Annotated in this window: 15 protein-coding genes; 6 read left to right on the top strand and 9 right to left on the bottom strand. The window is 26.3% G+C overall.

All coding sequences use genetic code 11. The features are described from left to right. Positions 1-92 precede the first annotated feature (92 nt). Positions 93-797 (top strand): SDR family NAD(P)-dependent oxidoreductase, encoded by a 705-nt coding sequence (locus B0174_RS03745; protein WP_108558318.1) that lies wholly within the window; start codon positions 93-95, stop codon positions 795-797. Between the two features lie 32 nt (positions 798-829). On the opposite strand, the gene B0174_RS03750 is transcribed toward B0174_RS03745, so the two are convergent. From B0174_RS03750 to B0174_RS03760, 3 genes are read right to left on the bottom strand one after another with little or no spacing between them, the layout of a single operon-like run. Next, positions 830-1723 (bottom strand): DMT family transporter, encoded by an 894-nt coding sequence (locus B0174_RS03750; protein WP_108558319.1) that lies wholly within the window; start codon positions 1721-1723, stop codon positions 830-832. 16 nt (positions 1724-1739) lie between these two features. Next, positions 1740-3020 carry a Na+/H+ antiporter NhaA gene (nhaA, locus tag B0174_RS03755; protein ID WP_108558320.1) on the bottom strand — a complete coding sequence of 427 codons (1281 nt, stop codon included), beginning with the start codon at positions 3018-3020 and terminating at the stop codon, positions 1740-1742. After that, positions 3017-3397: a Fur family transcriptional regulator gene (locus B0174_RS03760; RefSeq protein WP_108558321.1), complete on the bottom strand. Its 381-nt coding sequence runs from the start codon at positions 3395-3397 to the stop codon at positions 3017-3019. Before B0174_RS03760 ends, nhaA begins: the two co-directional genes overlap by 4 nt. Positions 3398-3516: 119 nt before the next feature. Between B0174_RS03760 and B0174_RS03765 the strand changes: the two genes are divergently transcribed. Further along, positions 3517-4389 carry a metal ABC transporter solute-binding protein, Zn/Mn family gene (locus tag B0174_RS03765; RefSeq protein WP_108558322.1) on the top strand — a complete coding sequence of 291 codons (873 nt, stop codon included), beginning with the start codon at positions 3517-3519 and terminating at the stop codon, positions 4387-4389. Next, positions 4386-5825: a HoxN/HupN/NixA family nickel/cobalt transporter gene (locus B0174_RS03770; protein ID WP_108558323.1), complete on the top strand. Its 1440-nt coding sequence runs from the start codon at positions 4386-4388 to the stop codon at positions 5823-5825. The genes B0174_RS03765 and B0174_RS03770 overlap by 4 nt, the downstream gene beginning before the upstream one ends. Before the next feature lie 7 nt (positions 5826-5832). Here the strand turns inward: B0174_RS03770 and B0174_RS03775 are convergent, their stop codons facing one another. The 6 genes from B0174_RS03775 to B0174_RS03800 form a co-directional block, all read right to left on the bottom strand. After that, positions 5833-6387, bottom strand: a complete 555-nt coding sequence (locus B0174_RS03775) for a GNAT family N-acetyltransferase (protein ID WP_108558324.1) — start codon at positions 6385-6387, stop codon at positions 5833-5835. A gap of 19 nt (positions 6388-6406) precedes the next feature. After that, complete coding sequence (locus tag B0174_RS03780) at positions 6407-7489, bottom strand: chemotaxis protein CheA (RefSeq protein ID WP_108558325.1); 1083 nt, start codon at positions 7487-7489, stop codon at positions 6407-6409. 61 nt (positions 7490-7550) lie between these two features. Continuing rightward, positions 7551-7940 carry a PAS domain-containing protein gene (locus tag B0174_RS03785; protein WP_108558326.1) on the bottom strand — a complete coding sequence of 130 codons (390 nt, stop codon included), beginning with the start codon at positions 7938-7940 and terminating at the stop codon, positions 7551-7553. Positions 7941-7951: 11 nt separating this feature from the next. Further along, entirely contained in the window at positions 7952-9187 is a 1236-nt protein-coding gene (locus B0174_RS03790) for a methyl-accepting chemotaxis protein (protein ID WP_108558327.1), read from the bottom strand. An 80-nt stretch (positions 9188-9267) separates the two neighbouring features. Beyond that, positions 9268-10764, bottom strand: coding sequence for a PLP-dependent transferase (locus B0174_RS03795; protein WP_108558328.1), 1497 nt, complete (start codon positions 10762-10764; stop codon positions 9268-9270). A 9-nt stretch (positions 10765-10773) separates the two neighbouring features. Continuing rightward, positions 10774-11925, bottom strand: coding sequence for a trans-sulfuration enzyme family protein (locus B0174_RS03800; RefSeq protein WP_108558329.1), 1152 nt, complete (start codon positions 11923-11925; stop codon positions 10774-10776). A gap of 107 nt (positions 11926-12032) precedes the next feature. On the opposite strand from B0174_RS03800, the gene B0174_RS12170 reads away from it, so the two are divergent. From B0174_RS12170 to B0174_RS03810, 3 genes are read left to right on the top strand one after another with little or no spacing between them, the layout of a single operon-like run. Further along, positions 12033-12200: a hypothetical protein gene (locus B0174_RS12170; RefSeq protein WP_165790388.1), complete on the top strand. Its 168-nt coding sequence runs from the start codon at positions 12033-12035 to the stop codon at positions 12198-12200. A gap of 26 nt (positions 12201-12226) precedes the next feature. Continuing rightward, entirely contained in the window at positions 12227-12460 is a 234-nt protein-coding gene (locus B0174_RS03805; protein WP_108558330.1) for an acyl carrier protein, read from the top strand. Then, on the top strand, positions 12453-13589 hold the full coding sequence (locus B0174_RS03810) for a D-alanyl-lipoteichoic acid biosynthesis protein DltD (RefSeq protein ID WP_108558331.1): 1137 nt from the start codon (positions 12453-12455) through the stop codon (positions 13587-13589). Before B0174_RS03805 ends, B0174_RS03810 begins: the two co-directional genes overlap by 8 nt. Position 13590: the final 1 nt, after the last annotated feature.

Consider the following 13590-nt stretch of genomic DNA (forward strand, 5'->3'; position numbering starts at 1 on the left):
TTAATAATATATTTTATCATAAAGTAAATCTTATTAAGATGATTAACATCAATCTATATATATAATAAATCATTAAAATTTGGAGAGAATAAATGTCAAAAAGAGTATTAATAACAGGTGGAAATAAAGGAATAGGATTAGCTGTTTCAAGAGCTATGTTAGAGTTTGGATATGAAATTATTATAGTCGCTCGTGATTTTGACACTTGCCCTTTGGTTGGAGTTAAAAATGTAACGGCTATTGCGTATGATTTATCAGATGTTGATGGTTTACCAGCTCTTGCAAAAGAGGTTGGAAATATTGATATATTGATAAATAATGCTGGTTATATGCAACCAAAATATACTTATAATAATTATCCAAAAGAAGCAAGAGATCATATTATGAATGTGGATTTATATACGCCAGTTGAATTAATGAATATTTTTTGTGAAAATATGAAAAAACAAAAATATGGAAGAATTGTAAATACAGCATCAATTGCTGGACAAATCGGGCATCCAGATATTTGGTATGGAATCGCAAAAGCTGGACTTATAAATGCTACAAAAATTTATGGGAAAATGTTAGGTGCTTATGGAATCACTGTAAATTGTGTGGCTCCAAGTCCTACTGAAACTGATATGCAAAAAGATAATAGTGAAGAGAGAAAAGCAGAATTCAAAAAGACAGTAGCAACAGGAAGATTTGCAACAGCAGAAGAGGTTGCAAAAGCTATTGTTTGGCTGGCAACTGATTGTCCTGAGTATATAAATGGAACTTGTTTAGATATAAACAACTGCTCATATCCTAGATAAAGTTAAGAAATAGCAAAAACTTAGGGTTTTTGCTATTTTGATTTCCTAAATATTTTTATATTATTTAATATTTTTACAGCTATTAAAGTTAAAATAGTTCCAATTATTATAGAAATATTTACCTCTTCTTTTAGAAAAATAATACTTAAACTTATTGCAAAAAAGGGTACTAAAAAGATAAAAGAACTTACTTCATTTGTTCCTAATTTTTCAATTCCTATAAAATAAATTGAAGTTGCAAAAGTAGTTGAAACAACTGCTACACATAAAATATTTGCCCAAAAAATCCAATCAAAACTTGCATAAGGCATTTTTGTGGGTTCCACAAAAAATATCAAAAGTAAAATAGTCATAAAAGCATACATATAAAAAGAAAAAACTAAAGGTGAAGTTTTTGTAGATTTTGAACTTATAATTGTAAATATTGGCCAAAAAACAGAAGCAATTAAAAAATATGAATTGTGTTTTGTAAATATTTGCTCAAGAGAAAAAGACCAAATATTCAAAATAGTTAAAACACCAATAACTCCTAGAATTAAAGCAAAAATGTCTTTTTTTGTCATCTTTTTACCAAAAAATAGTGCCATAAAAATAAAAGTATTTATGGGAATTAGTGTTGTAACCAATGCACCACCAAGACTTGCAGTTCCAAATTTTACGCCTAAAAAATAGAATTTTAAATAAATAATCATCACAATAGCTGCAATAAAAGCCAAAATTAGGCTTTTAGTATTTGTATAAAAATACTTTTTTGTGATTATTAAAATAGGAGCAAGTGTGATAATTGTAAAGAAATTTCGTAAAAACATCATTTGATATTCATCTATGTAAGTGCTTAATACTTTAGCATTTACCCACGATGCTCCCCATCCTGCCATTGCTAAAACCATCATAAAATAAAATATATTTTTGTTTACAGGTGTCATTTTATATCTTTGTATTTCAAGCTTTTTTCTTCATCATAATAAGCATTACTCCAATAATTGCTGCAATAAATGAAGCTGCAAAAACTCCTAGTTTAACGGCTGCGATTATAGTTTCATTACTAAAAGCTAGATGAGTTATGAAAATTGACATTGTAAATCCAATTCCACCTAAAAACCCAACTGCTATTACTTCATACCATGATATGTTTTCTGGTTTTTTGATGATTCTTAGTTTTGTCAAAATATAAGTAAAGCCAAAAATACCAATTGGTTTTCCAATTAATAAACCAAAAACAACTCCTAAAACTATCATTAAATTAGCAGATATAGTTGAGAAATCTATTAAAACACCAGCATTTGAAAAAGCAAATAAAGGCATAATAAAAAATGCAGATAAACCATGAAGATTATGTTCAAGTCTTAATAAAGGATTTTGAACCTTATCATAACCATAAGCAATACTTTCTAAAGCATCTATTTGATGATGGTTTAAAATAGGGATGTTATCAATATTGTTTTCAAAATCATCAACAGATTCTCTTGTTTTATTAATAAATTCTTCTTCATCAATTTTAGAGCTAATCGGAATTGCAAATGCTAATAAAACTCCTGCAATTGTGGCATGGATTCCGATTTCATGGATAAATATCCATAAAAATATTCCTAAAATTAAATAAGGTAATATCTTTTTTACACCACTATAATTTAAAAACCAAATTAAAGCATAAGTAATTCCCGCGTGTAAAAAGTATTCAACTTTGATTTCACTTGTATAAACAGTAGCAACCACTAAAACAGCACCTAAGTCATCAACAACGGCTAAAGCCATTAAAAACAGTTTTAGTGATGGATTTACTTTTGTTCCTAAAAGCATCAAAATTCCTAAAGCAAAAGCAATATCAGTTGCCATTGGAATCCCAAAACCTATAAAATTATCTGGATTAAGTGCTACATAAATAAGAGCAGGAACAGCCATTCCACCAATAGCTGCAACTATTGGAAAAGAGGCTTTTGAAATTGATGATAATTCACCCGTTATCATTTCTCTTTTTATTTCAAGACCAACCATAAGAAAAAACAAAGCCATAAGACCATCATTAATCCAATATGTCAAAGACATAGAAATAGTTTTATCCCCTAAAGTAATACCTAAAGGCATATGCCATAAATCATAATATTCTTCTCCTAAAGAAGAATTAGCAACAATTACAGCAGCAATTGTTGCTATAAATAAGATAATTCCACTTAATGCTTCTTTTGATATAAAGTCTTCAATTACTATAAATTTTTTTATCATATTTTTTCCTTACTTAAACAAAATTTACAAATACCTTTTATGATGATATTTTCAATTTTATATTCAGGAAGATTGAGTTCAAGTTTTTCATGAATACATTCGATTCTTGAACAAGATGAACAAATAAAGTGAGAATGTTGGTTTTTTTTGATTTCGAAGTATCTTTTTTTGTCATTTGATTCAAAAGAATTTATAATATTTTCTTCTTCAAAAATAGTTATATTTCTATAAAAAGTTGCCTTATCCATAGAAATAAAATCTTTCATATCTTCGTATGATAAGGGTTTATTTGAGTTAATTAATAATTCAAGAATCGATTTTCTGGCATTTGTTAATTTGATATTTGTAATGTCTGTTAAGTTTGTTATTTTATCCATAAGATTGATTATAGCGATTTATTTTTAAACTTACTTTTACAACTAAGTTGCATTAAAGAAAAAATTAATTAGAATTGCAAAATCGCAACTAAGTTGCAGAAATAAATTAGGAGTTAATTTTGAAAAAAATATTGTTTTTATGTATTGCATTTATTAGTATATTAAATGCTTCGAAACCTGAACTAACAGTAAATATTGCACCTCAAAAATATTTTGTTGAAAAAATAGTAAAAGATAAATTTGAAATAAATGTTATGGTAAAACCTGGAAGTTCTCCGCATAATTATGAACCAAAACCATCACAAATGAAATCTTTGGTTAATTCAAAAGCCTATTTTTTAGTAGGAGATCCTTTTGAACAAGCTTGGATGGATAAGTTTAAACAAAATGCCAAAAATACCCTATTTGTAGATACTACAAAAGGAATTGAAAAAATGCAAATGGAAGAACATGACCATGAGCATGAAGAGCATACAACTCAAACACATCATGATCACGACCATTCAGGTTTAGATCCACATGTTTGGTTAGATCCAGTTTTAGTTAAAACTCAAGCAAAAAATATTTATGATGCAATGGTTGAAATTGATTCACAAAATAGTGATTTTTATAAAACAAATTATGAAGAATTTTTAAAAGAGTTAGATTCTTTAGATGAAAATATTAAAACGATTTTGAGTCCATATAAAGATAAAGCATTTATGGTATTTCATCCATCTTGGGGATATTTTGCAAAAAGGTATGATTTGGAGCAAATTTCTATTGAAATTGAAGGAAAAGAACCAAAACCAAATGAATTAGTTGAATTAATTGAAGAAGCAAAAAAACATGATATAAAAATTGTTTTTGTAGCTCCACAATTTTCACAAAAAAGTGCAAAAACAATTTCTAAAAATATCAATGCTAATGTAATTGCGATTGACCCAATCTCTGCTAATTGGAAAGAAAGTATGTTAGATACTGCAAATCAAATAGCAAATAGCTACAAATGATAAGATATTTTTTATCATTACTTCTTTTAAAGAGTATCCTTTTTGGATGCTCTTTATGTTCTATTTATACACCAAAAACACATGTTTCCATCCAAATAAAAGCAGATAAAGAAAATATTAAAACACTAAAAGTAAATTGGGTTTTTGCAAATGAATTTACAAAAGAGCTATTACAAATATATGATACAAATTTAGATGGAACATTTAGTGCAAAAGAGTTAGCAGTTATTGAATCATATTTAGTTGATTATTTAGTGCAAAAAAATTTTATTACTACAATCTCTTATGATAAACAAATAAATGAAAAATCAAACTCTTTTGAAATTAAAGATTATAAAATGAGTTATCAAAATTCAACTTTGAGTTTTGAATATAATATTGACTTGAACTACAAAATTTATGATAAAAATATTTTATATATCAAAATTATAGATGACCAGAATTATTTTGATATTGTATTTGCTGATAAAAAACAATTAATCTATATTCCCTATAAAATTTCAAAAACTACAAATATGAATGATGTTAGTTTTTTAATTGATGCACCAACTTTACTGCCAAAAGAAGAAAATTCAAAAGAAGAAATAGTTGAAGAAAAAATAGAAATTAAAGAAACTAAAGAAGAAAAAATTGTTGAAAAAACTCAAACAGTTTTAGAGAAATTTACAAATAATATTAAAAAATATTTAATTGATATACAAAATGGGAATACTTTAGCTTTAGTCTTTTTACTTATGGCTTCATTTATTTATGGAGTTATTCATGCTTTTGGACCAGGTCATGGAAAAGCTTTGGCATTTTCTTATTTTAGTTTTCAAAAAAGCTCTTTTTTTGAAGCTTTTGTTATCTCTTTAGTTACAGCTTTTATTCATATAATTGGAGCATTGGCAATAGTTTTATTTTCAGTTTTTATTTTACAAAGTGTTTTAAATAGATTTATGGAAGATTCGATTTTATATATTACAAGTTTTTCAGCTTTGGTTATTATGCTTTTGGCTATTTATATTTTATATAGAAAATTAAGTAAAAAATTATGTGTTTGTTGTAGTGTGGATTTGAAAACTACAAATTTTAGTTTGATTCCATCAAATATAAATTTTGTAAAAACAGCTTCAAATAAACCTGTAATTACTCCACTTAGAACAAAAAAACAAGATTTGATTTTTGTAATAACAGCTGGAATTATTCCATGCCCTGGAACGGTTTTACTTTTTGTTTATGCTTTTTTATTAAAAACATATTTTGCAGTGGTACTTGCAAGTATTAGTATTAGTTTAGGAATGGCTTTTGTTCTTTTTGTTTCTTCATTTTTAGGAGTTTCATTAAATAAAGCTTCTCGTAAGTCAACAAAATTGGTAAATATTTTAGAAATAGCTTCACCAATTTTTATGTTTATTTTAGGATTATTGTTATTTTTAAATGCTAATAAATTATAATTTTTTATCAAAGCATCTTTATCATGTGATGATATTGATGTTTTGATACTTCTAAAATAGTGTTTTTTTGAAATCCTATTTTTTCATATAAAGCTAGAGCTTTTGGATTTTTTAAATCCACTAGAAGTGAAACTTTTTCAAATCCTAACTCTTTAGCTTTTTTTTCAATAAAAGAAAAAAGCTCTTTTGCAATTCCTTTTCCTTGAAACTCTTCAAAAACACTTACAGTATCAATATAAAACTCATTTTCAAAACACTCTTTATCCAAAGAATCTATAAAAATATTTTTAGAAGCTAGGTGTTTTAAAATTGGCTCATCTAGTTTTTTTACATCATTTGAGCTGTAAGCTATGATTAATCCAACAGTTTTATCTTGTATTTCATAAATCCAAATATTTTTATAACTTAATCTATTTATGTCCATAGTTATATATTTGTCTAAGGTTTCTAGGATTTTTGTTTTTTTATTTTCACCACTTAAAGTATTTGCAATATCATGAATTGCATTTAAAATAAGAGTTGAAATATTTGTAATATTATGTTTTTGTGCTTGTTTTATCATTTTGATTCTTTAATTAAATTTATGAATTTTCAATAATACTTTTAACATCAATAATAATTCCAATACTTCCATCACCTCGAACTGTTGCACCTGCGACACTATCTATTTTTCTAAAGTTAGTTTCTATTGCTTTTAAAACTACTTGTTGTTGCTGTAAAAATTCATCTATAAAAAAGGCTGCTTTTTGTGTTCCTGATTTTACGATTATTAAAATACCTTGAGTTAAATCTTGAGTTTTTGGAATAATATTTAAATATTCATATAATCTAATTATTGGTACAAATTCATCTCTTAACATAAGTAAAGCAGAACTTCCATCTCCTACTAGTTTTATCATCTCTTTTTTTGGTTGAATTGATTCAACTATTGATGATGTTGGTAATATATAAATATTATTTCCTATTTTTATATTTAAACCATCTAAAATTGAGTGAGTTAAGGGAACAGTGATTGTACAAGAAAAACCTTCTTCAATATCACTTTTTATTTCTATATTTCCGTTTAACTTTTCTACATTTTCTTTAACAATATAAACATCTTTTAATTGATTTTCTTTTATTATTTTAGGAAATTCTTCTTCAAAATCTAGCTCATCTTTATCAAATCCAATTCCATCATCTTCAATACAAAATGACATTTGACCATTTAATTGTTGAGCAGTTATTTTTATAATTGCTTCTGGATTTTTGTTTTTACCTGTTCTTTCTTTTGAAGTTTCTATTCCATAAAGAACACTATTTGTAATCAAAGTCTTAATAGATAAATCTAAATGTTCAACCAAAGATTTATCTACTTTTGTTTCACCACCAACTAATTGTAATTTAATTGATTTATTTGAAGGTAATATTTCTTGAATAATATCATTATAAATTGTGTACATACTTTCGAATTTTATCATTCTTATATCTGTTGCATAATCTTGCAATTCAACAATATATCTTTGAAAAAGATTGATTTTTTCAAGTAGATTTTTTTTCTCTTCACTATTTGGTAAGTTTTCAACACTTTGAGACATCATTGAGTTTGTAATTACTAAATCACCAACTTTATTTAAAAGTTTTTCTAGCTTTTGTAAATCTACTGTTACATTTGAACTAATCATCTATTTGCCTTTTGATTATTTAATATGTCTATTATAATCTCTTTTTCTGAATATTAAATTTTTATTTCATAGTCCGATATAATTTAACTGCTGCATCAATTTCTTCAGTTGATGCTTTTCTTCTGCAAGATAGGTATCCTTTTCCTCCATCACAAGATTCAAAAGGATAAACTGTTGCGAATACCCAGTAATATCCACCAGTTTTAGTTGCATTTTTTACATATCCTGTCCAAATCTCATTTTTTTGTACAGTATCCCATAAAGATTTAAATGCGAGTTTTGGCATATCTTTATGTCTTACCATATTATGAGGTTTTCCAATTAATTCATCAATGCTATATTCTGCAATTTTACAAAAATCTTCATTTGCAAAAAGGATATTTCCTTTTGAATCAGTTTCACTAACTAAAAATGCATAATCATCTAATATTGTTTCTTGACCTGCTGACATAATTATTTTCCTTAGTTAAATTTTTTATTATTTGCATCATTCACTAACTGTTTAGCTAGTGATTCAACATCTGTAGATATTTGTGTTGTTTGATTTGCTTCATTTGCATTTTCCTGAGTTACTCTATCAAGTAATGATATTGCATCATTAATTTGCTCAATTCCAAGCATTTGCTCTTTTGAAGCAGAACTTACATCATCAATAATATGAATAGTTTGTGAAATAATTTCATTTAATTTTTCATAGCCACTAATCATTGAATCTGAAATATCTTTTCCTTGTTTTGTTTTTTGGTTTGCATCTTCAACTAAATTTTTAATCTCTTTTGCAGCATCAGCACTTCTGTTTGCTAGATTTCGCACTTCAGCTGCAACAACTGCAAATCCTCTTCCTGCTTCACCCGCAGTTGCTGCTTCAACGGCTGCATTTAATGAAAGAATATTTGTTTGAAATGCAATTTGATCAATAATGTTTATAGCTTCTGTAATAGCGGCAACTTTGTCATGGATTTCTTCCATAGAAGAACCTGTTTGTTTTGCTAAAATTTGACCATCTGAAACTGATTTTTTAACATTTTGTCCAAGTTCTGACATTTTTGAAGCATTGATAGTATTATTTCTTGTAATTGAAGTAATCTCTTCAACAGCTGCTGCTGTTTCTTCTAAAGAAGCAGCTTGTTCATTTGCTTTTGTAGCTAAATTATTCATTGAGATATTCATTTTACGAGAACTTTGTTGTAAACTTTCTCCATTATTTAAATTATCTTTTGCGCTTGTACTTAAAGATTCTCCAAGAGTATTAATACTCGTCATAACTGAAAGCATTCTAGCTTTTAATATTGGCTCAATATTTATTGTAGGTCTGAAATCATCAGTTGCATAAGACTGTAAAGTTGATTCTAATCTAATCATCTTATCTTCAAGAGAATCAAGCATTTGATTTAGTGTTTTTTTAAGTGTAAAAATCATTGGATTTTTTGTATTTGATTTAATCCTACACCTAAAAATACCTTGATTTACCTTATCAGTTGTTAATACTATTTCACCGATTACATTTATGTCTGATTTTATTGAACTATCAGTCTCTCTTATTTTTTCATTCCATTTAGAAAAGAGGGCATCAAGCTCTTTATTGCCAGTTTTTTCAATATAATTGAAATTATTTTGTTTATATTGAGTAAACTCAATATATTGTTGGAAATACTCGTCAATTAACTTTAGTTCATTTTTAGATATGTGTCCAAACATTGAATTTTTGCCCTTTTAATTAATATTATCGTTATCATATAATAATTATGACAAATATTTATTAATTAAAGTCAATGTTTTTATACATTTATTTTTTCAAACTCTTTTATAATTTCATTTATATCCTCACATCCAACAGAAATACGAAGTAGATTTACTGGAAGTCCAATCTTTTTTAAAAAGTCATTTCCCTTTTGTGAAGTTATTAAATCATAATGTGCAAGATAAGTATAAGGCATTAAAAGTGTGAATTCAGTCCCAAGACTAGGACCTTTTGCGAAATTTAATTTATCATAAATCTCTTTGAAATCTTTTTTAAATGTAACTGATATTATTCCTGTAAGTGAATTTTCATCAATCATAAGTTTTTTGTAGTTTGAAGCATATTTTGGATTTAAACAATAAAAAATTTCATCTATAAAATCAGCTTTTTGGAAATATTCTACTAAAGCTTTTGTGTTTTTTGAAATAATTTTTACTCTATTTTTATAGTTTTTTATCTCAAAAGCTAATCTTTGAATATCTTTTATATATGGAATATCTGCATGTTTAAAAAATTCTTGAGAAATCATAGATATTTTAGAATTTTCATTTAAGATAATAGCACCCATTAAAACATCTGCATTTCCACAAGCAAATTTTGTTAAAGATTCCACATAAATATCTGCATAAGGTTTTAAATCCATATTAAAAGGTGTTGCAAATGTTGCATCTATTACTAAAATAATATTATATTTTAAACAAAGATTTTTTAATCTAGGTAAATCAACTGTTTGAAGTAGGGGATTTGTAGGGATTTCTGTAATTATGGCTGAAATTGTATGAGCATTTATTTTTAAATAATCTTCCACAATATCAAGATTATTAATATCATAAAATATTTTATTTTCATCAAAATAATGTTCAACAATATTCATCGTATCTAAATATAACCATCCAAGTTGGATTAATTTATTTTTCCCATTTCTATTTTGAATAGTTTTTAAACCTCTTAATGCACAATAAACAGCATTCATTCCAGATGGTGTTAAACAGATATTTTTTATTGGTTGATTATAAGCAATTGCTAAATTTGAAATCAAAATTTCTTTTGCAATAGTTTTATTTTCAAGTTCTTCTTGATGTTTAATATTTAATAATCCAACATCAAATAGATAATCTTGCGCTAATCTTGAAGATAAGTTATATCCCACATGTTGAATAAATTTTAAAACTTTGTTTAGTTGAGTTGTTCCATTTTGAACTAAAATAACGCCAAAAGGTTCATTTATTTCTATTTTATTGTGTATAAAATATTTACAACTTACAACTTCAACTGCTTTTTGAGAACTTAAAAGTACAACTTCGTAAGCATTTGAAATTTTATATTTCTCTTTTATATGACTTGCTAAAAGTTTTAAATAAGGGTGCATAACAAATCGTGGATATGCACTTTTTATTTTTTCTAAAATTTTAGGGGTTTGTTCCTCGTAATCAATAACATCTTGAAGTTCTGGCATCGAAACAGAAACCGCATGAATGTTATTTATAGGTAGTGTTTGTCCACAAGGAATAGGAGTAAAAATTGTTTTATACATTTTATTTTTCTATTTTACAGCTTGTTCTATATCTGCTATTAAATCTTCGATATTCTCAAGACCAATAGAAAATCTAACAGTAGAATCACTTATTCCAATGGCTGCTAATTCTTCTTTAGAAAAAGATGCATGAGAAATTTTTGCAGGAATTTCAACTCTACTATCTGGACTTCCAAAAGAGCATTTTTCACCAAATAATTTTGTATTTTCAATGAATTTTTCAGCTAATTCAACACTTGTAAAATCTACACAAAAAAGACCTGGAATATATTTCATTTGTTTTTTTGCTAACTCATATTGAGGATGAGATTCAAGAGAAGGATGAGTTACGCTTTTTATATATGATTGTTTTTCTAAATATTTTGCTATAAAAATAGAGTTTTTTTCATGTTCAATCATTCTGATTTTTAAAGTTGGAATTCCTAAACTAATTAGGTAAACATCCATGGGATTTTGGCTTCTTCCATGAGCATTTGCGTAATAATGAATTTGTTGTGATAACTCTTTTGTTTTAGCAACAATCGCACCAGCAACCACAGCTCCATGACCTGAGATATATTTTGTAGTAGAAAATAAAGAGAAATCAGCTCCTAAATCTAAAGGTCTTTGAGAAATAAAAGTTGCAAGTGAATTATCAACAGCAAATAAAGCATTATATTTATGTGAAAGACTTGCTACTTTTTCTAAATCAATGATTTTAAGACCTGGATTTGTAGGGCTTTCACATAAAACTAATTCAATATTGTTTATTGTTAAAATATGTTCTAACATTTCAAAGTCTAAAAAATCTGCAAAATGTACTGTAATATTATATTTTTCTTTAAAGATTTTTAAAAGTCTAAAAGTCCCACCATAACAATCAGCTTCCACTAAAATATGAGAATTTGCTTTTAAAACAGTTTCGAATAATAAAGATACACAAGCAATTCCTGTATGAGTACAAACGCAGCCAGCTCCATTTTCAACATGAGTGAAAAGATTTTCTAAAACTTCTCTAGTTGGATTGTCACTTCTTGTATAATCATAAATCTTATCGCCAGTTTGTTTTTTTAAATCAAATGTTCCAGTGTTATAAATTGGAAAATGTGAAGCCCCTGTAATGTCATTAAAGGGTGCAAATTTTGAAATATGGCATAAAGATGTTTCTATTTGTTCACTCATAATTGTCCTAAACTTTTTTTGTGATTGTATCTAAACTCTTATTAATAAAATCTCCAAAATTATGATATAACTTCATATGAAATTTATTTTTTTAGGAGGATTAAGTAATGGTTAAATTTGCTTTATTAATTATTCTTATAATTTCATTTCAAGGATGTGCAACTTGGATGGGAATTAAAAAAGATAGCAACGATGCATGGAAAGTTACTAAAGACAGTTCTGAAAAGGCTTATGATTCAACCAAAAAAGTCATTCATGAAGCAACAGAAGAATAAAATTTAGAAAATAATAAGGGGAAACAATGGAAATAACAAAAAGAATAAAACCGCTAGTAGAAGAAATTATATTTAAAGAAGTTGGAAATGATGACCCTTTATACACTTCAAATTTAATTGATAGTATGGGAACAGTTGATTTAGCAATGATGTTAGAAGAAGAATTTAGTATAAAAATTGATGTTAGAGATATTATTGAAAGTAATTTTGATAGTATAAACAAGTTAACTACTTACATTAAAAGTAGGATAAGTGAATAAATTTTTTGTAAATATTTATGCTTTTTTGATTGCATTAGTAGTGGTTATATCACTACTTTATATTAGTAAAAATCAAATTTTAAATTATTATGCAATTCCTTTACAAGATTCACTGCAAAGAACTACTAGTTTACAAGATGATTTATCAAGCGGTAAAATTGTAGTTTTTGGATCTTCTGAATTAGTAATGTATCCAGATTTAAAATTTTTACCTCAAAATTATTTTAATAATGAATTAAAATTACCAATAAGAGTTCAAGGAAATGAAGGACAACAAGATTTTGTAATAATGTCTCAATTAGCAGCCTGTGATAATGAAAAAGTAAGGGAAAATGCAAGAGTTGTAGTTCTTTTATCTCCTAGTTGGTTTAGTGGTTCAAGTGATAATGGTTTAACTATGCCAAAATTTTTGGAATATATGTATCCTGGAATGATGAATAAACTTTATTTCCAAAGTGAAGCAGATGATAAATATAAAATCTCTGTTAGTGACTATATTAAAAATAATATCACTTATATAAAAAATCCAAATTTTCTATACGAATATTCTTATGCTGTAGTAAAAAAGAATTATTTTAATGATGCAATTAGAAAAATAATAATCCAAAGTTTTGACAATAAAGATCCCGATCCAGAACTTATTAACTATAAAAAACCAATACTTAATTATGATAATTTAAAAGTAGAAGCAGTTAATAATACAGCCCCTGTTACGAATAACAGTTATGGAATTAATGATGAATATTTCACAAAATATATTCAACCAGAAATTGATAAAAATAATTTTCCTTTTGGTATTTCTATCCCTGAATTAAGTGAAAATGAAGAGTATCATGATTTATTAGTTTTACTTGATTTTTTGAAAGATTATAAAATTCAACCTTTATTTGTAATGCAAGATTTACACCCTTATGCTTTTGCAAATAATAGAGAAGAAATGAATAAACTTATGTTATTAATAAAATCAAAAGTTGAAGAACATGGCTATAAATATTTTGATAAATGGACATATAAAAAAGAAGATTATAAAATAGGAACTTTAACTGATATTGTACATCCAGGTGAGTTAGGTTGGGTTGATATTAATCAAAAAATTATTGAGCAATTTATGACAAAAGAGGAAAAATAAA

The sequence above is a fragment of the Arcobacter caeni genome, assembly GCF_003063245.1.
GTDB lineage: Bacteria > Campylobacterota > Campylobacteria > Campylobacterales > Arcobacteraceae > Aliarcobacter > Aliarcobacter caeni.